Annotated in this window: 26 protein-coding genes; 23 read left to right on the forward strand and 3 right to left on the reverse strand. The window is 35.7% G+C overall.

The window, feature by feature from the left end; all coding sequences use genetic code 11:
- Nucleotides 1-107: 107 nt before the first annotated feature.
- From tmk to rsmI, 9 genes are all read left to right on the forward strand, one after another.
- Nucleotides 108-734 (forward strand): dTMP kinase, encoded by a 627-nt coding sequence (gene tmk / locus D1606_RS10755; protein ID WP_119416014.1) that lies wholly within the window; start codon nt 108-110, stop codon nt 732-734.
- Nucleotides 735-804: 70 nt separating this feature from the next.
- On the forward strand, nt 805-1,134 hold the full coding sequence (locus tag D1606_RS10760; protein WP_119416015.1) for a cyclic-di-AMP receptor: 330 nt from the start codon (nt 805-807) through the stop codon (nt 1,132-1,134).
- A 17-nt stretch (nt 1,135-1,151) separates the two neighbouring features.
- Complete coding sequence (locus D1606_RS10765) at nt 1,152-1,589, forward strand: YaaR family protein (protein WP_119416016.1); 438 nt, start codon at nt 1,152-1,154, stop codon at nt 1,587-1,589.
- Between the two features lie 60 nt (nt 1,590-1,649).
- Complete coding sequence (gene holB, locus D1606_RS10770) at nt 1,650-2,654, forward strand: DNA polymerase III subunit delta' (RefSeq protein ID WP_119416017.1); 1,005 nt, start codon at nt 1,650-1,652, stop codon at nt 2,652-2,654.
- Entirely contained in the window at nt 2,647-3,465 is an 819-nt protein-coding gene (locus D1606_RS10775; RefSeq protein ID WP_119416018.1) for a PSP1 domain-containing protein, read from the forward strand. Before holB ends, D1606_RS10775 begins: the two co-directional genes overlap by 8 nt.
- 22 nt (nt 3,466-3,487) lie before the next feature.
- Nucleotides 3,488-3,847 (forward strand): DNA replication initiation control protein YabA, encoded by a 360-nt coding sequence (gene yabA, locus D1606_RS10780; protein ID WP_119416019.1) that lies wholly within the window; start codon nt 3,488-3,490, stop codon nt 3,845-3,847.
- A gap of 65 nt (nt 3,848-3,912) precedes the next feature.
- On the forward strand, nt 3,913-4,662 hold the full coding sequence (locus tag D1606_RS10785; protein WP_119416020.1) for a tRNA1(Val) (adenine(37)-N6)-methyltransferase: 750 nt from the start codon (nt 3,913-3,915) through the stop codon (nt 4,660-4,662).
- Nucleotides 4,646-4,915 carry a GIY-YIG nuclease family protein gene (locus D1606_RS10790; protein ID WP_119416021.1) on the forward strand — a complete coding sequence of 90 codons (270 nt, stop codon included), beginning with the start codon at nt 4,646-4,648 and terminating at the stop codon, nt 4,913-4,915. The genes D1606_RS10785 and D1606_RS10790 overlap by 17 nt, the downstream gene beginning before the upstream one ends.
- Nucleotides 4,912-5,787 (forward strand): 16S rRNA (cytidine(1402)-2'-O)-methyltransferase, encoded by an 876-nt coding sequence (rsmI, locus tag D1606_RS10795; protein ID WP_119416022.1) that lies wholly within the window; start codon nt 4,912-4,914, stop codon nt 5,785-5,787. The genes D1606_RS10790 and rsmI overlap by 4 nt, the downstream gene beginning before the upstream one ends.
- Before the next feature lie 173 nt (nt 5,788-5,960).
- On the opposite strand, the gene D1606_RS10800 is transcribed toward rsmI, so the two are convergent.
- Nucleotides 5,961-6,239, reverse strand: a complete 279-nt coding sequence (locus D1606_RS10800; RefSeq protein ID WP_102693395.1) for a transition state genes transcriptional regulator AbrB — start codon at nt 6,237-6,239, stop codon at nt 5,961-5,963.
- A 355-nt stretch (nt 6,240-6,594) separates the two neighbouring features.
- Between D1606_RS10800 and metG the strand changes: the two genes are divergently transcribed.
- The 11 genes from metG (at nt 6,595) to spoVG (ending at nt 16,044) form a co-directional block, all read left to right on the forward strand.
- Nucleotides 6,595-8,553, forward strand: a complete 1,959-nt coding sequence (gene metG / locus D1606_RS10805) for a methionine--tRNA ligase (RefSeq protein ID WP_119416023.1) — start codon at nt 6,595-6,597, stop codon at nt 8,551-8,553.
- 387 nt (nt 8,554-8,940) lie between these two features.
- The gene (locus tag D1606_RS10810; protein WP_119416024.1) at nt 8,941-9,711 is read left to right on the forward strand and encodes a TatD family hydrolase; all 771 of its coding nucleotides are present in this window, start codon (nt 8,941-8,943) and stop codon (nt 9,709-9,711) included.
- 138 nt (nt 9,712-9,849) lie between these two features.
- Complete coding sequence (locus tag D1606_RS19245) at nt 9,850-10,821, forward strand: 3D domain-containing protein (RefSeq protein WP_199670735.1); 972 nt, start codon at nt 9,850-9,852, stop codon at nt 10,819-10,821.
- 171 nt (nt 10,822-10,992) lie between these two features.
- On the forward strand, nt 10,993-11,562 hold the full coding sequence (rnmV, locus tag D1606_RS10820) for a ribonuclease M5 (protein WP_119416025.1): 570 nt from the start codon (nt 10,993-10,995) through the stop codon (nt 11,560-11,562).
- The gene (gene rsmA / locus D1606_RS10825) at nt 11,555-12,436 is read left to right on the forward strand and encodes a 16S rRNA (adenine(1518)-N(6)/adenine(1519)-N(6))-dimethyltransferase RsmA (RefSeq protein ID WP_119416026.1); all 882 of its coding nucleotides are present in this window, start codon (nt 11,555-11,557) and stop codon (nt 12,434-12,436) included. The genes rnmV and rsmA overlap by 8 nt, the downstream gene beginning before the upstream one ends.
- A gap of 147 nt (nt 12,437-12,583) precedes the next feature.
- The gene (gene veg / locus D1606_RS10830) at nt 12,584-12,847 is read left to right on the forward strand and encodes a biofilm formation stimulator Veg (protein ID WP_119416027.1); all 264 of its coding nucleotides are present in this window, start codon (nt 12,584-12,586) and stop codon (nt 12,845-12,847) included.
- A 152-nt stretch (nt 12,848-12,999) separates the two neighbouring features.
- Complete coding sequence (locus D1606_RS10835) at nt 13,000-13,164, forward strand: small, acid-soluble spore protein, alpha/beta type (RefSeq protein ID WP_255416313.1); 165 nt, start codon at nt 13,000-13,002, stop codon at nt 13,162-13,164.
- Nucleotides 13,165-13,387: 223 nt separating this feature from the next.
- On the forward strand, nt 13,388-14,254 hold the full coding sequence (gene ispE, locus D1606_RS10840; protein ID WP_119416029.1) for a 4-(cytidine 5'-diphospho)-2-C-methyl-D-erythritol kinase: 867 nt from the start codon (nt 13,388-13,390) through the stop codon (nt 14,252-14,254).
- 56 nt (nt 14,255-14,310) lie between these two features.
- Nucleotides 14,311-15,138 carry a pur operon repressor gene (purR, locus tag D1606_RS10845; RefSeq protein ID WP_119416030.1) on the forward strand — a complete coding sequence of 276 codons (828 nt, stop codon included), beginning with the start codon at nt 14,311-14,313 and terminating at the stop codon, nt 15,136-15,138.
- Nucleotides 15,139-15,140: 2 nt separating this feature from the next.
- Nucleotides 15,141-15,512 carry a RidA family protein gene (locus tag D1606_RS10850; protein ID WP_119416031.1) on the forward strand — a complete coding sequence of 124 codons (372 nt, stop codon included), beginning with the start codon at nt 15,141-15,143 and terminating at the stop codon, nt 15,510-15,512.
- 244 nt (nt 15,513-15,756) lie between these two features.
- Nucleotides 15,757-16,044 carry a septation regulator SpoVG gene (gene spoVG / locus D1606_RS10855; protein ID WP_119416032.1) on the forward strand — a complete coding sequence of 96 codons (288 nt, stop codon included), beginning with the start codon at nt 15,757-15,759 and terminating at the stop codon, nt 16,042-16,044.
- A gap of 79 nt (nt 16,045-16,123) precedes the next feature.
- Here spoVG and nadA read toward each other — a convergent pair whose 3' ends face one another.
- Together nadA and nadC are read right to left on the reverse strand one after the other, a co-directional pair.
- The gene (nadA, locus tag D1606_RS10860; protein ID WP_119416063.1) at nt 16,124-17,203 is read right to left on the reverse strand and encodes a quinolinate synthase NadA; all 1,080 of its coding nucleotides are present in this window, start codon (nt 17,201-17,203) and stop codon (nt 16,124-16,126) included.
- A gap of 19 nt (nt 17,204-17,222) precedes the next feature.
- A complete protein-coding gene (gene nadC / locus D1606_RS10865) occupies nt 17,223-18,080 on the reverse strand; it encodes a carboxylating nicotinate-nucleotide diphosphorylase (protein WP_119416033.1) in 858 nt (285 codons plus the stop codon).
- Between the two features lie 255 nt (nt 18,081-18,335).
- On the opposite strand from nadC, the gene D1606_RS10870 reads away from it, so the two are divergent.
- The 3 genes from D1606_RS10870 to D1606_RS10880 all read left to right on the forward strand — a co-directional run bounded on the left by D1606_RS10870 (nt 18,336) and on the right by D1606_RS10880 (nt 21,981).
- Nucleotides 18,336-19,469 carry a cysteine desulfurase family protein gene (locus D1606_RS10870; protein WP_119416034.1) on the forward strand — a complete coding sequence of 378 codons (1,134 nt, stop codon included), beginning with the start codon at nt 18,336-18,338 and terminating at the stop codon, nt 19,467-19,469.
- A gap of 158 nt (nt 19,470-19,627) precedes the next feature.
- Nucleotides 19,628-20,998, forward strand: a complete 1,371-nt coding sequence (glmU, locus tag D1606_RS10875) for a bifunctional UDP-N-acetylglucosamine diphosphorylase/glucosamine-1-phosphate N-acetyltransferase GlmU (RefSeq protein ID WP_119416035.1) — start codon at nt 19,628-19,630, stop codon at nt 20,996-20,998.
- Nucleotides 20,999-21,021: 23 nt separating this feature from the next.
- The gene (locus tag D1606_RS10880; RefSeq protein ID WP_119416036.1) at nt 21,022-21,981 is read left to right on the forward strand and encodes a ribose-phosphate diphosphokinase; all 960 of its coding nucleotides are present in this window, start codon (nt 21,022-21,024) and stop codon (nt 21,979-21,981) included.
- Nucleotides 21,982-22,127 lie beyond the last annotated feature (146 nt).

The raw sequence follows: 22,127 nt of genomic DNA on the forward strand, positions 1-22,127 counted from the left end.
TATGAAGGGTAAATGTACTTTCTAATTAGATAAATAGTTTATTTAAAGCATCATATCAAGTCAATCATGTATAATAAATGTCATAGTATATAGGAAAGGGTTTAATCATGACGAATAAATTATTTTTTACATTTGAAGGTCCAGAAGGGGCAGGTAAAACAACTGTCCTAAAAATGGTAGTAAATAAATTACAAGAGGAAGGAAAAGAAGTTATCGCAACACGTGAACCAGGTGGTAGCGTGATAGCTGAAAAAATCCGCGAAGTGATTTTAAACCCAGCCCATACAGAAATGGATGCAAAAACAGAGGCATTATTATATGCTGCGGCTAGAAGTCAACATTTTGTTGAAAAAATTGAACCAGCATTAAAACAAGGAAAAGTAGTTCTTTGCGACCGATTTATCGATTCATCGTTAGCTTACCAAGGTGTTGGTCGTTCTTTAGGGATAGAAGGAGTAAAATCAATTAACGAATTTGCAATCGGTAAAAGAATGCCAGATATGACTATTCTTTTTGATCTAGATCCTAGAATAGGATTAGAGAGAATAAATTCGCATAAAGATCGAGAAATAAATCGCCTAGATGTTGAGAGCTTGGCATTTCATCAAAAAGTGAGGGAAGCATATTTAAAACTTGCGGAAAAGTTCCCAGAAAGAATTTATGTAATTGATGCCAGCAAACCGTTAGAAGAAGTTTTTCTAAATGTCTGGAAAGTTTTGAAAAGAGCAATATAAAGTAAATGAAGTGCTAATAGGAAATATGTTATAATTATAAGTGAACCTATATATTAAGGGGTGAATGCCGATGAAATTAGTTGTGGCTGTTGTTCAAGATCAGGATAGTAACCGTCTTTCAAACGCTTTGACGAAAAATAATTTTCGCGCAACAAAGTTGGCCAGTACAGGAGGATTTCTTCGTTCAGGAAATACAACTTTCTTGATAGGTACTGAAGATTCACTAGTCCAAAAGGTATTAGATATAATTCGAGATAATTGTCGTTCTCGTGAACAAATGGTGGCACCTATTTCACCAATGGGCGGAAATGCAGATGCATATATTCCATATCCAGTAGAAGTTGAGGTAGGAGGAGCAACTGTTTTTGTTTTACCAATAGACCAGTTTCATCATTTTTAAAGATGGGGGACAATTAGGTGAAAATAAATCAAGACCTGCGTATAGGGTTGGATACAACTAGACAGAAATTGCCGGTTCACCAAACAACAACACGCTTTGGTGAATTAGTTGTTAAGTCCGGACAACGCATGCAAACAGAACAAATAACAAAATTATTAGGCGATATCTCAACTGCAGGTGATCGTATTGCAAAATCTAGAAATTTACGAGATTTAGCAAAGTTTAAAATGCTGGTTAAGAGATTTTTAAAAGAAGCTGTTTCCTATGGAATGGAGTTAAAACAATCTCATACATGGAATCGTTTTGGAGAAGGTCGTCGCTTGAAAATAGTAGATACAATTGACGAAAAACTGATTGAGTTAACAGAAGACGTTTTAAATGAAGAAAAAGATTCTGTCGATTTATTAGCTAAAATAGGTGAGATTAAAGGATTGTTAATCAACCTTTATACGTAAAACCCGTGTCTTTCGGTGTTCCGAAGCACGGGATTTTTTCAAACAATGAAAAGGTGATGGATGATGCATACAGCTGAAGAACTACTTAAATTACAACCAGTAGTGATGAAGCAACTACAGATGATCTTTGAGAAAGACAGGGTAGGGCATGCGTACATATTCGAGGGTGGTAAGGGTACTGGTACGGAAGAGATGATGCTTTTCTTTGTTCAGCTATTATTATGTGAAAATCCTAAAAATAATGTTCCATGTGGAACATGTCGAAGCTGTCAACGCATTAAGTCAGGAAATCATCCTAATTTTCATCAAGTATATCCTGAAGGGCAATTTATCAAAGTAGATGCTATTGAAAAATTATTAAATGAGATGAGCAAAACAGGTTTAGAAGCTGGACGCAAAATATATGTGATTCATAGTGCTGAAAGACTGAATGTTAAATCAGCTAATACGCTACTGAAATTCTTAGAAGAGCCTGAAGGGATTGTAACTGCAATATTTGTCACACAAAATATTAATGCAATCTTACCAACGATTCGATCACGTTGTCAGCATATTAAATTTCGAGAAATCCAACGAGATGTTATGGTGAAAACATTGGTTGATAGTGGTATAACTCAATCTATGGCAGCTACTGTAAGTATGATGACGAGTGATTTGGAAGAAGCTTTTTCTCTTGCAAAAGATGATGCGTTTGCACTGTCAAGAAAGACAGTGTTAAAATTGGTAGAAGCAACCTTTAAAAATGTACATGAAGCAATGCTAGTAGTACATGAAGATTGGTTACCTCTTTTCAAAGAGAGAGAGCAAGTTGAAATGGCATTAGATCTATTGTTATTTGCCTTTCGAGATATAGTAGCCGTTAAAGCAAACCCAGAAGCGATGTGTACGTATCCTGATCTAGTTCCAACATGGAAGGATGCTGCACTTCACACAACCTTCAATAAGTTATCGGCGCAGTTGCAAGCAATATTAAATGCACGAAAACAATTGCAGAGTAATATGAACAAGACGTTGATGATGGAGCAGTTGATGCTGAATCTGCAGGAGGGAAAATCCTTTGTATAAAGTAGTAGGTGTCCGCTTTAAAAAAGCGGGTAAAATATATTATTTTGACCCTGGAGAGTATTTGCTTGAAAAGGGTCAATATGTAATTGTAGAAACTGCCAGGGGCATTGAGTATGGAAGAATCGTCGTCCCTATGAAACAGGTTGGGGAAAATGATGTTGTTTTGCCACTTAAGCAAGTAGTACGTCCTGCAAATGAACGGGATCGTATTCAAGTTGATGAAAATGCATTGGAATCTAAGCGTGCTTTTGACCTGGCAACAAGTAAAATATTAGAACATGGTTTAGAAATGAAGTTAGTAGATGTTGAATATACATTTGACCGTAATAAGATTATTTTCTATTTTACAGCAGAAGGACGAGTAGATTTCCGTGAATTAGTAAAAGATCTTGCGGCCATTTTTCGAACGCGTATTGAGCTTAGACAGATTGGGGTCCGTGATGAAGCTAAAATGTTAGGCGGTATTGGACCTTGTGGAAGAATGTTATGTTGCTCCACATTCTTGGGGGATTTTGAACCAGTATCTATTAAAATGGCAAAGGATCAAAATTTATCATTAAATCCTTCAAAAATATCAGGATTATGCGGACGTTTAATGTGCTGTCTAAAATATGAAAATGATGAATATGAAGAAGCACGAGTACAAATGCCAGATTTAGGTGAAACGATTACAACTCCAGATGGTAGAGGAAAAGTGATTGGTCTGAACATATTAGAACGCGTGCTTCAAGTTGAAATATTTGAAGAACAACGAATCTTAGAATATACATTGGATGAATTATTACAATATGAGAATAGTTCTGTTCAATAGAAGAAATAATGAGGTGGCTTGAGTGAAGGACCGTAATTTCTTAGACACTGTTATGGAGTTCGAACAACAGCTTGAATCGATGCAAACACAATTTGAGGCATTGAAGAAATTTGTTGCACTCATGATGGAAGAGCATCAAACACTACAGATGGAGAATCATCATCTTCGAACGCGTTTAGAGGAACTTCTTTCTACGAAGCAAGAAAAATCTGTTAAGTCCAATGCTAAGGAAGAAAAACAGGAGACTGTTGATGTAGGAGAAGGATATGATAATCTAGCTCGGTTATATCATGAAGGGTTTCATGTTTGTCATGTCCATTTCGGTAGTTCGCGAAAAGGCGAAGATTGTTTATTCTGCCTATCATTTTTAAATAAACAATAATTGAAAGAAGACTGATTCCATTAAAAAGTGGAGATCAGTCTTTTGCTATGTTGGAGGGTAAATGAATGAAACAATGGTTGAAAGAAGATGAAAGATTAGATTATTTGCTAGCAGAGGATTTGCGAATTATTCAAAGTCCGTCAGTCTTTTCATTTTCATTGGATGCCGTTTTATTATCTAAATTTGTAAGTGTACCTTATCAAAAAGGAAATATTGTAGATTTATGTGCGGGAAATGGTGCAATTCCACTGTTTTTAAGTGCTCGAACAAAAGGGCATATTACTGCCGTTGAACTACAAGATCGACTTGTTGATATGGCTAGTAGGAGTGTGCAATACAATCAATTGCAAGAGCAGATTACAGTTATGCAAGGTGATGTTCGCACAATTGCTCCAACACTAGGTATTGAGAAATATGATGTAGTGACATGTAACCCACCATATTTTCCTGCACATAAGGCGAGTGAAAAAAATTTAAAGGAACATGTTGCTATTGCAAGACATGAAATCTATTTAAAACTAGATGAAATGATTTTCTCAGCAAGTAAACTTTTAAAACAGGGTGGAAAGGCTGCTTTTGTCCATCGCCCAGGAAGATTACTGGATATTGTAACTTCAATGCGTGCAAACCGTATTGAACCAAAACGCATTCGCTTTGTCTACCCAAAGGAAGGCAAAGAAGCAAACACCTTATTAATAGAAGGAATTAAAGATGGAAAACCAGATTTAAAAATTCTGCCTCCATTATATGTTTATGGAGCAGATGATGAATATACATCTGAAGTGAGAGAAATGCTATATGGCGACAAGCAATAACCATGTTATGTACGTTTTAGAATGTTCCGATGGCACATATTATACTGGTTATACGAATAATTTAGAAAAACGTATTGCTGTTCACAATTCTGGTAAGGGTGCAAAATATACGAGAGCAAGAAGACCTGTACATTGTATTTACTTTGAAGTATTTGAAAACAAGCATGATGCAATGAGTGCAGAATATTATTTTAAACGACTAACAAGACAGCAGAAGATAAACTATATCGTAACAAGGAGCGAGGAAGAGTGAAATCACAGAAAAGTTCCATGCATGAAGAAGGTAGTTGCTTATATCTAGTGGCGACACCTATTGGAAATTTGGAAGATATGACGATGCGTGCGATACGAATATTAAAAGAAGCGGATATTATTGCAGCAGAAGATACCCGGAATACTAAAAAGCTGTGCAACTACTTTGAAATAGAAACACCATTAGTAAGTTATCATGATCATAATAAAGAACAAGGCGGAGAAAAATTACTTCAATTTTTACGTGAAGGGAAAACAGTAGCGCTTGTAAGTGATGCCGGATTGCCATGTATTTCTGACCCTGGAGCAGATATTGCTGCAAAAGCTATTGAAGAACATTTTGCAGTAGTACCTATACCCGGTGCTAATGCAGCTATTACAGCTTTAATTGCCTCTGGGTTATCTCCACAACCTTTCTTCTTTTATGGTTTTTTAAGTCGTCATAAAAAAGATCGCCGTGACTCGCTGGAATTATTGAAGAGACGACATGAAACTATACTTTTTTATGAAGCACCTCATCGTTTAAAGGATACTCTAAAAGATATGCAAATGATATTTGGGAATCGTCATGTTGTTATGGCTCGCGAGTTAACAAAAAAATTCGAGGAATTTCTTCGAGGAACTTTAGATGAAGCAATCGAATGGGCAAATAACAATGAAATTCGAGGAGAATTTTGTTTAGTTGTTGAAGGAAATATAAATGGAGAAGATGAGGAAGAAGAGAATTGGTGGGATCAGCTATCTATTATAGAACATGTCGACCAATTAATTTCTAACGAAAAGCTATCTTCGAAAGAGGCTATTAAAGAAGTAGCTAAAGTACGTGGATTAGCGAAAAGAGAAGTCTACCAACAATATCATATTGAAAACTAAATGGCGAGAAATTATCTCAACATCTTTAAGTAAATAATAAAAAAGCCCATCCGAAATGGCGAATATTTCGGATGGGTTTTTTCTTATATAAAATCACATTTGAAAGCAAGGTAATAAAGTAAAAATGACTTCTTATTTTATATCTTGTTGCTCGAGTAGCTAATTTTAATAAATTATTTATTTAATTTAGCTTGGATTTCTTTCATAAGGATTTGTGCACCTTCAGGGCTAAGGATTAAATTGCCTCCAGCTAAACGGAAGTTATCATCAGATACTTCACCTGTTACTGCACATGTCATATTAGGCATGTATTTTTTTAAGATGATTTTATCATCATCAACATAAATTTCTAGTGCGTCTTTTTCAGCGATTCCTAAAGTACGACGAAGTTCGATAGGAATAACCACGCGACCAAGTTCATCAACTTTACGTACAATACCAGTAGATTTCATTACAAGAGTTCCTCCTATATTTTCATAATAATATTATTCGTCAAAATTCGACATAAACTCTACTTCTGTTTTATATCATACCAACTAATTCCATAACCGTCAATTATTTTTCACTACATGAGTAACTTTTTTTCAAAAAATTTCCGTTCTTTAAGGATATTCATCATAGGAATTTAATTTATTTTGCATAAAATTTGTTCTTTTATACGGTTTTTTGCTTATAAATTTAGATATTTTTTCTCTGAATATTATTCGACAAATTTAGACAAAAACATGTAAAATAAACTTTAATTGAAAGGTATTTAGTACTTCGATAAAATAGTAGGTATACTGTATAGCACTGGAGGAAGTTTTCGTGACAAATGAAAAGAAAACATTCTATATAACGACACCAATTTACTACCCAAGTGGTAAATTCCATATCGGTACTGCCTACACAACTGTAGCTGCTGATACAATGGCTCGTTATAAAAGATTACGTGGATATGATGTTCGATTCCAAACAGGGATGGATGAACATGGTCAAAAAATTCAAGAAAAAGCAGAAGAAGCAAAGAAACACCCAAAAGAATATGTTGACGAAATTGCGGCAGCAGCTAAAAAACTTTGGAAAACAATGGACATCTCTTACGATGACTTTATCCAAACAACAGAAGAGCGCCATACAAAGACTGTAGAGAAAATTTTCAAAAAATTCTTAGATAATGGAGACATTTACAAAGGTGAATATGAAGGATGGTATTGTACACCATGTGAATCTTTCTTTACTGATACACAACTAGATAATGGTAACTGTCCTGATTGTGGTAGACCTGTTCACAAAGTAAAAGAAGAATCATACTTCTTTAATATGAAGAAATACGCAGATCGTCTTTTAAAATTCTATGAAGAAAACCCTGAATTTATCGAGCCTGAATCACGTAAAAATGAAATGATTAATAATTTCATTAAACCAGGGTTAGAAGACCTTTCTGTTTCTCGTACTTCATTTGACTGGGGTATTCGAGTTCCTGGAGATCCCAAACATGTTATTTACGTTTGGGTTGATGCTTTAACCAACTATCTAACAACATTAGGCTATGGCACAGAGAATGATGAAGAATACAAAAAATATTGGCCAGCAGATGTTCATGTCGTTGGTAAGGATATCGTCAGATTCCATACGATCTATTGGCCGATTTTCTTGATGGCTTTAGATTTACCACTTCCTAAGAAAGTATTCGCTCATGGTTTTATCATGATGAAAGATGGAAAAATGTCAAAATCTAAAGGTAATGTTGTATATCCTGAAATGTTGATCGAACGTTATGGTTTAGATGCAACACGTTATTTCTTACTACGTGAATTACCATTTGGGCAAGATGGTGTGTTCTCCCCAGAATCATTTGTTGAACGTACAAACTTCGATCTAGCAAATGACCTTGGTAATTTACTAAATCGTACTGTTTCAATGATGAATAAATATTTTGATGGTATCATTCCAACTGAAGATTTAGAACCAACAGATTTCGATGAAGCGCTTCATGCACAAGCAAAAGAAACACAAGAAAAATATGAAGCTGATATGGAAAAAATGCAATTTAGCGTTGTATTAGCAGATATTTGGGCATTAGTATCGCGCACGAACAAGTATATTGATGAAACACAACCGTGGGTACTTGCAAAAGATGAGGCTCAGCAAGGAAAACTTGCAACAGTGATGAATAATTTAGCTGAAAGTCTACGACGTGTGGCAGTTATGATTCAACCATTTATGACAAACTCCCCTAAAGAGATTGTCCGTCAACTTGGCTTATCAGAGGAATTACTTGCTTGGGATACTCTAAATGGAGAAAGTGTTATTCCAAACGGTACAAAGGTTATCGAAAAAGGTGTTCCTATTTTCCCTCGTTTAGATACCGAAGAAGAAGTAACATATATTCGTGATCAAATGCGTGGCTCTGTAAAAACAGTTGAAGTACCGAAAAAGGAAGAAAAGAAAGAAGAAATTCCTGAAATTACAATTGATGATTTTATGAAGGTAGATCTAAGAGTTGCAACTGTAACAGCTTGTGATAGAGTTCCAAAGGCAGATAAACTACTTAAACTTCAATTGGATTTGGGTTATGAACAACGTCAGGTTGTATCTGGTATTGCGGAACACTACAAACCTGAAGAGTTAATAGGACGCAAAGTTATCGTAGTAGCTAATTTAAAACCTGTAAAACTTCGTGGTGAATTATCACAAGGAATGATTTTAGCTGGAAGTAAGAATGGTGTATTGACTTTAGCGACTGTGGACGAGAAATTAGAAAATGGAGCTAAGGTTAAATAATAATACGGCATTAAAATGGCCAATTACATTATGGTGAATAACAATAGTTAAAGTTAAAATGTTTTATTTTTGATATTTTATTTATTTAAAAGAAGAAAAAATGAATAATTTGGTAAAATACAATGCTATTTAGTAACAAAAAACCTGCTGGAAATAGACGGCAGGTTTTTGTATCTGTTGATATAAAAAATAGACAAAAATCGATTGAAAATTGGTGAATACGATTTATCATTATAGGTATAATAGACTGTTCCTTTGAAGAGAGATGTTAGTTCGTAGGTATTAAGTATATTGTGAGATGTAATGTTTGTAATATATTTGTAATTTCTCTGTGAACTGTGAAATGGTTTATTTAGCTAAAATGTTAAACATGTGAGGAGAATGAATATGTTTATAGATACGCATGTCCATTTAAATGCAGAACAATATAATGATGATTTACAAGAAGTAATTAATCGAGCTTTAGCAGCAAATGTGAAAAAAATGGTTGTTGTTGGATTTGATAGGTTGACGATCAACCGTGCAATGGAATTGATTGAAGAGTACGACTTTCTATATGCGGCAATAGGATGGCATCCAGTTGATGCAATAGATTGTACTGAATCAGACTTGCAGTGGATTGAAGAGTTAGCAAAACATCCTAAGGTCGTAGCAATTGGTGAAACTGGACTAGATTATTATTGGGACAAGTCGCCAAAAGAGACTCAACAAAAGTTGTTACGAAAACAAATCCAGCTTGCAAAGCGTGTTAAATTACCAATTGTAATTCACAACCGTGAAGCAACTGCAGATTGTGTGCGTATTTTGCAAGAAGAGCACGCCGAAGATGTTGGTGGTGTGATGCATTGCTTTAGCGGTAGCGTAGAAACCGCAGAAATTTGTATCAAAATGAATTTTATGATTAGTTTAGGTGGCCCTGTTACTTTTAAAAATGCAAAAAAGCCGAAAGAAGTAGCAGAGAAAATACCTTTGCAATATTTGATGATTGAAACAGATGCTCCATACCTTGCTCCACATCCGAACCGTGGAAAAAGAAACGAGCCTTCGTTTGTACCGTTAGTCGCTGAAGAAATAGCGCGATTGAAGGGGTTAACAGTTGAAGAAGTTGCGCAAAAAACAACCGAAAATGCGCATCGTTTTTTTAAAATTGAAGCATAAAAAGAGTGAAATAAACAAACGTCTCCCACATTCAAAAAAAGGATCTTCAACTCTCTTTTTAATAATTTGTAAAGTCTTATCTGTTGACAATCAAAAAAGAGTCTATATAATCCAACGAGTGATAAGGAGGCGTTTTTCATGCCAAATAATTCCATGAAAACTCTGTTCTTAAAGTCATTGAGGAAACAGCAAAGAGTGGCAGGTTTTATAACTATTCTATTAGCTTTTGCTGTAATATTAAGCGTTATTGGTAAACCTGTTACTGTAAAAGCAGAAGGAAAACAACAGGGAAATGTAGTTAGTAATTTATATATTAACAATGTTATCCAATCGACCTCATTGAGTATTAATAATTTATACGAACAGAAAAATAACAACACATCTCAAATTTTAGCAGGAGAAACTTCGACTACGGTCGCTGACTTTTTAAAGCAACCTACAGTTGAGTCAGAGGAAAATAGCGATACTCTTGAAAGTAAAGATACGCAAAATATAAATGACCCTGCTGCATCTGACGTTCGAGTAGAAAAGGCCATCGATGTAGTGGAAGACTCCAAAGTTTATGCAAATAGAAATTCCAACAAGAAAATTACACTAGTTAGTAGTTCAAGAAAATACCACACGACTGGTAACCTAAATATGAGAAAAGGTCCAGGAGCTAAATACAAAGTTATTAAAGTAATACCTAAGGGTAAAAATGTGACATATAAAAGTAAAAAAGGAAAATGGTATAAAGTATCCTATAGTGGCAAGACTGGGTATGTATCAAAAGCATACTTGCGATCAGGCACAGTCAAAAAGGTATCAAATTCCCTTAATGGTAAATCTATGTATGTAACATCGACAGCGTATACAGCTTACTGTAACGGATGCTCAGGTAAAACAACTATAGGTATTAATTTACGAAAAAATCCATATAAAAAAGTTATAGCAGTAGACCCTCGAGTAATACCACTTCGTAAAATGGTATATGTAAATGGCTATGGATTGGCAATTGCCGGTGATACAGGTGGCTCTATTAAAGGACGTAAAATTGATGTTTTCATGCCATCGAAAAAGCAAGCGTACAATTGGGGACGCCGTACAGTTAAAATTACAGTTCAAAAATAAAAAAATGAAAATTTTTAAGCTTTCTTCTCCATACTGGTAGAAGAAAGCTTTTTTACTTTTACAGCAAATAAACTGCACTTATATCTATTTTCTGTACCGTTACTGTACAATAAGTGTAGAATCAAAGTAAAATGGTCAAAGGAACTTTTTAGAAAAGAGGATTCGATATCCGTGGATATAAAGGAAATCATTGTCGTTGAAGGAAAAGACGATACAACAGCAATAAAAAGGGCAGTTAATGCAGACACAATTGAAACAAATGGATCAGCAATTTCGGAAGAAACCCTCCGTAATATTCAACATGCTCAAGATGTCCGAGGTGTCATTGTGTTTACGGATCCAGACTATCCGGGTCGCCGCATTCGCGCAATTATTGAAGCGCGTGTTCAAGGTGTGAAACATGCATTTTTGCCAAAGAAAAAGACAATTGCTAAGAATGGTAAAAGTTTGGGTATTGAACATGCGAAGGATGAAGATATTCGTTATGCATTGTCCAAAGTTTATACGCCACAAAAAGTCAGTCAGGATTCACCCGATACAATTACGTTAGACGACTTAATAGCTGCTAAATTGCTATCACACCCCGATGCCAAAAAAAGACGTGAACGATTAGGGGAAATTTTAAATATTGGTTCTACAAATGGTAAACAACTCGTAAAAAGATTAAGGATGTTTCAAATTACAGAAGAGCAATTTGGAAAAGCAATTGCACACATCAATCAGGAGGAACAAAATGCATAAAGATATTGCCACACCTTTGCGCACACAAGAAATATTAAAAAAATATGGATTTTCATTTAAAAAGAGCTTAGGTCAAAACTTTTTAATAGACCCCAATATTTTGCGTAACATTGTAAGCTATGCTGACTTAACAAAAGAAAGTGCAGCAATTGAAGTAGGTCCAGGAATAGGAGCGTTAACGGAACATTTAGCCCGTGCTGCAGGAAAGGTTGTTTCTTTTGAAATTGACCAACGATTATTACCTGTACTAGAGGATACATTAAGCCCATATGAAAATATAAAAGTTGTTCATTCAGATGTATTGAAGGCAGATGTTGCTTCAATTATTACAGAAGAACTAAATGACTACAAAGATATTATGGTGGTGGCTAATCTACCGTATTACGTTACGACACCAATTTTATTAAAACTTCTTATGGAAGGCCTACCAATTCGCGGAATGGTTGTTATGATGCAAAAAGAAGTTGCGGATCGCATTTCAGCTGTCCCTGGTACAAAAGCATATGGTTCGTTGTCAATTGCTGTGCAGTACTATATGAGTGCAGAAGTTGTTATGACAGTACCTAAAACGGTATTTATGCCACAGCCTAATGTTGACTCTGCTGTTCTACGATTAATACGTCATACAGAACCACCTATAAAGGTTATTGATGAGTCATTTTTATTTGAAGTAACTCGTAGTTCTTTTGCACAAAGACGTAAAACGATATTAAATAATTTACAATCCCAATTGCCAAATGGAAAAGAAAAGAAGGAAAATATCTTATCTGCATTGGCCAAAGTAAATATTGATCCAACAAGACGAGGGGAAACATTATCAATCGTAGAATTTGGTCAATTGGCAGACGCTTTATACCCATATTTCAAAAAATAAACCATATATTAGTATAATAATAAGAAAAAATAGAGTTTAATATAAAAAGTTATTGACATAGCAAAGCTTCATTGTTAAAATATAATTTTTATGTTGACAAAAACACCGGTATTATGTATACTTGTTATTAGTGAGGTGTAAGCGAAAATGCCAAAAACTTTAGCTGACATTAAAAAGTCGTTAGATTGTCATTTGGGTAAACGTCTGCAATTAAAAGCAAACGGTGGTCGCAAGAAAACGATTGAGCGCGCTGGGATATTACGTGAAACATATCGCGCAGTATTTGTAGTTGATCTTGATCAAGACGAAAACGCTTTTGAGCGTGTTTCTTACAGCTACACAGATATATTAACAGAGGCAGTAGAGATTACATTTGACGACGAAGCAACTCAAATTGCCGCCGCCAAATAAGTAAGTTGTAATTATAATCGAATATTTTGTTCGGACGCTTGTAGAGCATTCTTTTGTCCAAAGGAATGTTTTATGAGTGTTTTTTATTTTTGAGGACATACTAGTAGCGTCAGTCGCTAAAGGAGGAATTTCGTTTGGCGAGAAGGTCAATGATGTCCGATCGTTTGAAGGTAGAAATCGCTAAAGAATTAGGCTTTTACGATACTGTTGAACGTGAAGGATGGGGCGGAATCAAAGCACGGGATGCCGGAAATATGGTGAAGAAAGCAATCGAAATGGCTGAACGAGGTCAAGCAAGTGACAATAGCCAAAAGTAGGCAATCTTAAAATCATATGAAGCGAACTGACAAAAGCAGTTCCCTCTATATTTTTAGAGGTGAACTGCTTTTTTTGTTTATAACTTATAAAGGGTGGCAAAACTCTTAAAGATTCATGTACGTTTTTTCTCAACTTTCTTTTCCTGTGGTAGAATATTATTCAGTGAAAAGAACGAAGTAACTTTATCTTGTTTTTTTATACTTATCGGAAGGAGGCGGAGATATGCTTTACGTAAAAGCACCTGCCAAAATAAATTTAACACTTGATGTACTATATAAACGTCCAGATGGCTATCATGAGGTTGAAATGATTATGACTACAGTTGATTTAGCCGATCGCGTTGGCTTGAAAAACCGTCATGATGGACAGATTCTAATTCATTCAAGCAGTAATTTTGTTCCCGATGATCAAAGAAATCTAGCATATCAAGCGGCAAAATTATTAAAAGATACATATAGTATTCAAGACGGCGTATCTATAACAATCGATAAGCAAATTCCTGTAGCTGCGGGTTTAGCTGGTGGTAGTAGTGATGCAGCGGCTACATTAAAAGGTCTTAACCAATTATGGAATTTAAATTTAACACTCGATGAACTGGCTGATTTGGGCGCACAAATAGGATCAGATGTATCATTTTGCGTTTATGGAGGAACTGCGATTGCCAGAGGACGTGGGGAAAAAATTGAACATATTGCTACACCTCCAACGTGTTGGGTTGTTTTAGCAAAACCATCAATTGGCGTTTCCACCGCAGCTGTTTATGGTGGCTTGAATATGGATGAAGTTGTACATCCAAATACAATGCAAATGAAGGCAGCCATTGAAAATAAGAATTACCAACTAGTATGTGATACAGTAAGTAATGTATTAGAAAGTGTTACACTAAAGCTACACCCAGAAGTATCTGTTATTAAAGAACAAATGAGTCGTTTCGGAGCGGATGCAGTATTAATGAGCGGAAGTGGACCAACAGTGTTTGGACTGGTACAAAATAAGGCGCGTGTTAGCCGAATTGTAAACGGTCTTAGAGGTTTCTGTGATGAAGTATTTGCTGTACGTATGTTAGGCGAATTAGATGTTCTTGATTAAAGACAGATATTTGTGTTATTTTTTGTATAAAATATTCGTGTTCAGGAGAGGATTTTATGAAATGGAAGCGTAGTGAGCGTCTTGTTGATATGACGCATTATTTGATGGAGCATCCACAACAGTTAATCCCCCTTACATTTTTCGCAGAATTGTATCAATCTGCAAAGTCCTCTATAAGTGAAGATTTGTCGATTGTTAAAGATACATTTGAGGAAAGAGGGATTGGCCTTCTAGTGACAGTCCCAGGTGCTGCAGGGGGTGTAAAGTATATACCTAAAGTCCCTGATATAGCTGTTAAAGATGTAATATCAGAGTTGATTAGAGAGTTAAGTCATTCCGATCGTTTGTTACCAGGTGGATATCTATTCATGACGGATTTATTGGGCAATCCCCAATTGATCAACCGTGTAGGAAAGGTGTTTGCTTCGGCCTTTTGCGATCAACAAATAGATGTCATTATGACAGTAGCTACAAAAGGAATTTCAATTGCCCATGCAATTGCAAGACATTTAAATGTGCCAGTTGTGGTAGTGCGTCGTGATAATAAAGTGACAGAGGGTTCTACTGTTAGTATTAACTATGTATCTGGCTCATCTCGTCGTATACAAACAATGGTGCTATCAAAACGAAGCATGAAAAGTGGGCAACGCGTTCTTATTACTGATGACTTTATGAAGGTCGGGGGTACAATGAACGGAATGAAAAACTTATTGGAGGAATTTGACTGTACTTTAGCAGGTATAGCTGTTTTAGTAGAAGCCGAACACCCCGATGAGCGTCTTGTGGATGATTATTATTCATTGGTCAAATTAAAAGAAGTCAATGAAAAAGATCACACCATAGCTTTATGTGAAGGAAACTATTTTGAGAAGGGTGGAAATTAGTAATGAATGTAGTAGCAACAAAAAATGCACCAGCAGCGATTGGCCCATATGTTCAAGGCATGATTATTAACAACCTTTTTTATAGTTCAGGTCAAATCCCATTGACAGCAGAAGGAGAGTTTGTTGATGGTGATATTACAGAACAAACAAATCAAGTTTTCAAAAATCTTAAAGCAGTTCTAGCAGAAGCAGGTTCTTCTTTGGACAAGGTTGTTAAAACAACTGTATATATCTCGGATATGGAAGAATTTTCAGCTATGAATGAGGAATATGCAAGACACTTTGGTGTACATAAACCTGCACGTACTACGGTCGAAGTTGCAAGACTACCAAAGGATGCTAAAGTGGAAATTGAAGTCATTGCATTAGTTTAGGATAGTAAAAGTCTATCAATCATAATAATTTTCTAAAAAACAAGCCGCGTTTTCTATCGTGGCTTGTTTTTTTAACTCTTTATCAATAAATATTATGTAATCTAAGTGGATTTTTGTATAAAAATCGAAATAATTTTTTAAATTTTGAAAAAATTGTTTAAAATTAAGAAGGAAATAGATATACTTTTCTTGAATATATGTAAATAGATTCTAATTTACACCCAAGATGAGAGGTGGTGAAAAAATGGAAGTAACAGACGTAAGACTTCGACGTGTTGAGACAGATGGCCGCATGCGTGCCATTGCTTCCATCACACTGGACAACGAATTCGTCGTGCATGATATCCGTGTCATTGATGGAAATGCTGGATTATTCGTAGCAATGCCAAGTAAAAGAACACCTGATGGTGAGTTCCGTGATATTGCACATCCTATAAATTCGGGCACACGATCAAAGATTCAAGAATCTGTATTAGCAGCATATGACGATTCAGAGGAAGCAGTAGTAGAAATATTGGAAGAACAACGATAAAAGTATAAAATAAGAGCCTTTCAATAATGTATTGAAACAGGCTCTATTTTTATTGGACATGATAGTTTTTAGAAGAAAACTATTGAACATGTTCTAACATACGTCGTAATGCTAATTTAGCATCTTTAGTCGTCTTAGCGTCGACAGTAATAATATTCCCCTTCTTTCCTTCTACAATTAGCTCTAAGGACCATAGGAGGTGCGGTAAATCAATTCTATTCATGGTCATACAAGGGCACATATTTGGATTTAATGAAATAATATTTTTGTCAGGATACTGGCGAATAATTCGACGAACAAGGTTCATTTCTGTTCCTATTGCCCAAGAGGAACCAGAAGGAGAAGCTTTAATAGTATCAATAATGTATTTGGTAGATCCATTATCATCAGCTGCGGCGACGACTTCATGCCTACATTCGGGATGCACAATAATACGCATTTCAGGATGTTCATCACGTACCTGGTTGATGTTATAAGCGGAAAATCCTTCATGTACTGAACAATGCCCTTTCCATAATATTACGCTGATATCTTCTAGTGCCCCGTCGAAAACTAATTCTTCCTTTAGGGGGTCCCAAATAGCCATTTGTTCTAATGAAACTCCTATGTCAAATGCTGTATTCCTACCTAGATGTTGGTCTGGCAAAAAAAGTAGTCGCCTTTTGTGCGTAAATGCCCAGCTTACCATTGACTTCGCATTAGATGAAGTAACGCATGCCCCACCATTTCGGCCTGTAAAAGCCTTAATACCAGCCGTTGAATTTACATAAGTTAGAGGGATAATTGTATCACCAAAAAGTTTTTGAAGTGCCTCCCAAGCAATTTCAGTTTGATGGATATTGGCCATGTCTGCCATTGAGCAACCTGCACGCATATCAGGTAAATAAACTATTTGTCTATCTTCTGTAAGCATATCTGCTGTTTCAGCCATAAAGTGTACTCCACAAAATACGATATGTTTTGCATCCACATTATTAGCACAAATTTGAGCAAGTTGTAGGGAATCTCCTGTAGCATCCGCAAACTGTATAACATCATCACGCTGATAATGATGCCCTGGTATGAAAAGTTTCTTACCTAATTGTTTTTTAATCTCCCAAACACGCAATTCCATCTCTTCTTTTGTAAGCGTGCTATAGTGAGGTGGCAACTGCGACATTTTTTCGAATAATGTAGGATTAGTGAGCAATTTGGGTAACTCCTTTCAATTGTACGAGTGCACTTATATCAAGTGCTTTAACAGAGTGTGTTAAAGAGCCTAGTGAAATCCAGTCAACTCCAGTTGCCGCGTAATCTTTAATTTGATTATATTGAATACCACCAGATACTTCTGTTGTAATATGTAGCGGTACAAGTGGAAGCCATTCTTTAATTTCTTCGGGGGTACGATTATCAAACATTATAATATCAACACCTGCTTCGATTGCCTCAATCAATTGTGCTTTTGTTTCAATTTCAGTCTCAATCTTAATAGTATGTCCGATTCGCGACCTTATTGTATTTACCGCACTTGTTATACTCCCTGCGAATGCAATATGATTATCTTTTAACATTACACAATCATAAAGCCCGTTTCGATGATTAAATGCACCTCCCATTCGTACAGCATATTTTTCTAGCATTCTCAAACCTGGTGTTGTTTTCCGTGTATCACAAATTTTCGCTGTAGAATGAACGGTTTGATTAACAGCTTGTTTAGTAGCGGTAGCAATTCCAGACATACGTTGTACTAAATTTAAGATAACTCTTTCCCCAGCGAGTAGCGTTTGAATAGGTCCTTCAATTTCTGCGATGAGATCGCCTTTATTTAATAAGTCTCCATCGTGTTTTAATAGATTGCATTTCACCCCATTATTGAACATAGAAAATCCGATTGTAATAATATCTTCCCCACAGAAAATCCCTTCTTCCTTTGCATGGAATGAGAAAGTTCCTATTGTGTTTTTTGCAAATAGACGTTCACCTGAGATATCGCCATCACCAATATCTTCTAAAAAAAATCTTTTAAGCATGGATTCGAGCTTTAGTTGATTCATGCCATACACCCCTTTATCGCTTTGTAATTTAAAGATTTTGAATAATAATGTGAGCTAATTAAAGTGCTGTAATCCCAATACTTTAAATAAGACAACTGTATAACTCTGCTTTTTCATATTCTAGTTTACAGTTGTCTTGTCACATATATTGACATAAAATACTGATTAAAACAAGCGTTTTAAAGCTATAACTCTGCTAAATATAATCTTACTTTTAAGGCTTTATGTATTGTAATTGAGAAAGGAGGAAGACCTATGGTTTATGTTGATTATTCAGCAACAGCACCAATGAGTGAATATGCTATAGAAACGTACAAGGATATTGCTAAAAGGTTTTATGGGAATCCATCAAGTCCTCATAATGAGGGAACAAACGCAAAACAAATATTAGAAAATGCAAGACGTATGATTGCACATTGTGCAGGTGTTGTGCCTGAGGGGATTTACTTTACAGGAAGTGGAACAGAGGGAAATCTAATTGCTATACTATCAATTGCTCGAGCTAATGCTCAGAAAGGAAAACATATCATTACTAGTGCTGCGGAACATACTTCTGTGCATGCTGCTATGAATACACTAGAACAAGAAGGATTTCAAATTACCAGATTACCTTTCAACCAAAATGGGCAAGTTAGTATTCAAGCAATCCGAGAGGCAATATGTGATGAGACCATACTTATTTCGATTCAGCATATTAATCCTGAAATAGGATCGATTCAGCCTATTGAACAAATTATTAAATTAGCAAAAAAATATCAGATCCGTTGTCATGTAGACTGTGTTCAATCGTTTGCGAAGTTTCCCTTAGATAGTTTTGCGAGTAAAGTAGATGCAATGGTATTTTCTGCACATAAAGTTGGTGGACCAAAAGGATGTGGAGCAGTATATATTCACCCAAAATGTAAAGCTTCTCTTCTATTTCCGGGATTAACACATGAAGGGGGATTACGTGGGGGCACTGTAGACGTACCAGGAATCGCTGCTTTTGCAGTAGCAGCAATAGAAACTAAAGAACAAACAAACTTATCTCATTTATCAACACTACGAAACAAATTGAAAGAACTATTAGCAGATAGTCCTTATCAATTTGTTGAGGCACCCAATGAAGTGCAATACCCAGCTATTTGTGGCATGCAAATAAAAGGATTAGAAGGACAATATATAATGTTGCACTTAAATGAACGTGGGATTTATATTTCAACAGGTAGCGCATGCGATGCGAATAGTTCTGTTGGAACGAAAGCAATAATAGCGATGGGATATCATATAGATGAAGCACGACAGTTCTTTCGAATTTCTTTTAGTAGTCAGACAACTAGTGAAGATATAAAGAAGGTTGCTGAAGGGTTAATTGAGATTGTGAATTGTACAAAAAGTATGGAATTGTAAATTTTTATCACTCTAGAAAATTTTACAAAAATAAAATAGACAAAATTTATAATATTAATTTGAACTTCACTGTTTTGTCAAGCCGTAAAGTCTTGAAAATTAGTTAAATTTGCTTTATAGTCAAAAGAGAAAATCTGCTTAATTGGAGGACTTAAGAAATGACGAATATTTATGCCGTAATTTTGGCAGCTGGCCAAGGCACGCGTATGAAGTCCAAATTATATAAAGTTCTTCATCCGGTTTGTGGTAAGCCGATGGTTGAACATGTGGTAGACCATATTCAAGAATTGAATGTTGAACGTATCGTGACAGTTGTTGGTCATGGTGCTGAAAAGGTTCAAGAACAATTGAAGGACAAAAGTGAATATGTATTACAAGCTGAACAATTAGGTACAGCACATGCAGTTCAACAAGCAGAACCAATCCTTGGTGATCTAGATGGTACAACAATTGTTATATGTGGTGATACACCTTTAATTCGCCCTGAGACAATGAAAGCGCTATATGAATATCACGAAGCCAATCATGCAAAGGCCACAATTTTAACAGCTATAGCTAAAGATCCTACCGGTTACGGTCGCATTATACGCGGAGAGGATGGTCAGGTAGCTCAAATCGTCGAACAAAAAGACGCAACACCTGAACAAAGAAAAGTAACCGAAATTAATACAGGGACATATTGCTTTGATAACAAAGCTTTGTTCGCTGCATTGAAACTAGTGAATAATGATAACGCACAAGGTGAATATTATTTACCAGATGTGATTGAAATTTTGCAAAAACAAGGCGAAATTATAGCAGCTAATGTTACAGAAAACTTTTATGAAACACTTGGAGTAAACGATCGAGTAGCTTTATCTCAAGCTGAAAGTATTATGCGTGCGCGTATTAACGAAAATCATATGCGTAATGGGGTTACAATTATTAATCCCGAAAATACTTATATCAGCGTTGATGCAAAAATTGGTCGCGATACCGTTATTCAACCAGGTGTGATGATTGATGGGGATTCTGTCATTGGTGAAGACTGTTTAATAGGACCGAATAGTCATATTCAACATAGCCAAATTGGGGATCGTACTTCTGTACATTCTTCTGTTGTGGAAGATAGCCAAATTGGCAATGATGTTGCAATTGGTCCGTTTGCGCATATACGCCCAGCATCAAATGTTGGTAATCATGCGAAAGTTGGTAATTTTGTAGAATTGAAAAAAACGACACTTGGCGAAGGTAGTAAAGCCTCTCATCTAACTTATTTAGGGGATGCAGAAGTTGGTGCCAGCGTCAATATTGGTTGTGGTACGATTACCGTTAATTATGATGGTAAAAATAAGTATCAAACAGTAATTGAAGATCATGCTTTTATTGGTTGCAACGCAAATTTAATAGCTCCTGTCAAAGTCGGCAAAAATTCATTTGTCGCTGCTGGATCAACTGTTACAAAAGATGTACCGGAAAATGCACTTGCTATCGGTCGTTCTCGACAAGAAAACAAAGAAAACTATGTTAACAAATTAAATTTAAAATAATTAAAAATTAACAGGAGGCCATCATGCCGTATCAATATGCTAACTCAAATTTAAAAATCTTTTCACTAAATTCAAATGAACCACTTGCTACAGAAATTGCAAAAGAAGTGGGTGTAGAATTAGGAAAAAGTTCTGTAAAACACTTCAGTGATGGAGAAATTCAAATCAGTATTGAGGAAAGTATTCGTGGTTGTGACGTATTTATTGTTCAGTCAACTTCAGCTCCAGTAAATGAAAATCTAATGGAACTGCTTATTATGGTTGATGCTGTGAAACGTGCATCTGCACGCACAGTAAACGTAGTAATGCCTTACTATGGCTATGCTCGTCAAGACCGTAAAGCACGCTCACGCGAACCGATTACGGCAAAATTAGTGGCAAACTTATTAGAAACTGCTGGTGCAACTCGTGTAGTTGTTCTAGATTTACATGCTCCACAAATTCAAGGTTTCTTCGATATTCTTATCGATCACCTAATGGGTGTACCTTTGTTATCTGATCATTTCAAACAAAAAGGATTCAATCCAGATGATGTTGTAGTAGTATCACCTGACCATGGTGGTGTAACTCGTGCTCGTAAAATGGCAGAACGACTAAAGGCACCAATTGCTATCATCGATAAACGTCGTCCAAAACCAAATGTAGCAGAAGTTATGAACATTGTTGGTAATGTTGAGGGAAAAATTTGTATCTTAATCGATGACATTATTGATACAGCTGGTACAATTACAATCGGCGCTGAAGCTCTTGTAAAAAGTGGTGCAAAAGAAGTTTATGCTTGCTGTACACACCCTGTATTGTCAGGTCCAGCAATTGATCGTATTGAAAACTCAGTAATTAAAGAATTAGTTGTTACAAACTCAATTCAATTACCTGAGGAAAAGAAAACACCAAAAATTAAAGAATTATCAGTTGCTACATTACTTGCTGATGCGATTGTTCGTATTTATGAAAATAAATCTGTAAGTAAATTATTTGATTAATTTTTAACGTAAGTTCAGCCCTACATCTAGAAACAGATGTAGGGCTTTTATAATTGTTTAAAATAGAGATATCGACTATAAACATATAAATTTATTTTTAAATAATTGTTTCATTCCTTGAAGAAATGGACACATTTGATAATGTG

It is taken from the genome of Rummeliibacillus sp. POC4, assembly GCF_003576525.1.
GTDB lineage: Bacteria > Bacillota > Bacilli > Bacillales_A > Planococcaceae > Rummeliibacillus.

Coding starts and splice junctions, on each gene's coding strand:
- tmk (WP_119416014.1), top strand. CDS start 108: ATGACGAATAAATTATTTTTTACATTTGAAGGTCCAGAAGGGGCAGGT.
- D1606_RS10760 (WP_119416015.1), top strand. CDS start 805: ATGAAATTAGTTGTGGCTGTTGTTCAAGATCAGGATAGTAACCGTCTT.
- holB (WP_119416017.1), top strand. CDS start 1,650: ATGATGCATACAGCTGAAGAACTACTTAAATTACAACCAGTAGTGATG.
- D1606_RS10785 (WP_119416020.1), top strand. CDS start 3,913: ATGAAACAATGGTTGAAAGAAGATGAAAGATTAGATTATTTGCTAGCA.
- D1606_RS10790 (WP_119416021.1), top strand. CDS start 4,646: ATGGCGACAAGCAATAACCATGTTATGTACGTTTTAGAATGTTCCGAT.
- D1606_RS10800 (WP_102693395.1), bottom strand. CDS start 6,239: ATGAAATCTACTGGTATTGTACGTAAAGTTGATGAACTTGGTCGCGTG.
- D1606_RS10810 (WP_119416024.1), top strand. CDS start 8,941: ATGTTTATAGATACGCATGTCCATTTAAATGCAGAACAATATAATGAT.
- D1606_RS19245 (WP_199670735.1), top strand. CDS start 9,850: ATGCCAAATAATTCCATGAAAACTCTGTTCTTAAAGTCATTGAGGAAA.
- rsmA (WP_119416026.1), top strand. CDS start 11,555: ATGCATAAAGATATTGCCACACCTTTGCGCACACAAGAAATATTAAAA.
- veg (WP_119416027.1), top strand. CDS start 12,584: ATGCCAAAAACTTTAGCTGACATTAAAAAGTCGTTAGATTGTCATTTG.
- D1606_RS10835 (WP_255416313.1), top strand. CDS start 13,000: ATGTCCGATCGTTTGAAGGTAGAAATCGCTAAAGAATTAGGCTTTTAC.
- ispE (WP_119416029.1), top strand. CDS start 13,388: ATGCTTTACGTAAAAGCACCTGCCAAAATAAATTTAACACTTGATGTA.
- purR (WP_119416030.1), top strand. CDS start 14,311: ATGAAATGGAAGCGTAGTGAGCGTCTTGTTGATATGACGCATTATTTG.
- D1606_RS10850 (WP_119416031.1), top strand. CDS start 15,141: ATGAATGTAGTAGCAACAAAAAATGCACCAGCAGCGATTGGCCCATAT.
- spoVG (WP_119416032.1), top strand. CDS start 15,757: ATGGAAGTAACAGACGTAAGACTTCGACGTGTTGAGACAGATGGCCGC.
- nadA (WP_119416063.1), bottom strand. CDS start 17,203: ATGTCGCAGTTGCCACCTCACTATAGCACGCTTACAAAAGAAGAGATG.
- nadC (WP_119416033.1), bottom strand. CDS start 18,080: ATGAATCAACTAAAGCTCGAATCCATGCTTAAAAGATTTTTTTTAGAA.
- D1606_RS10870 (WP_119416034.1), top strand. CDS start 18,336: ATGGTTTATGTTGATTATTCAGCAACAGCACCAATGAGTGAATATGCT.
- glmU (WP_119416035.1), top strand. CDS start 19,628: ATGACGAATATTTATGCCGTAATTTTGGCAGCTGGCCAAGGCACGCGT.
- D1606_RS10880 (WP_119416036.1), top strand. CDS start 21,022: ATGCCGTATCAATATGCTAACTCAAATTTAAAAATCTTTTCACTAAAT.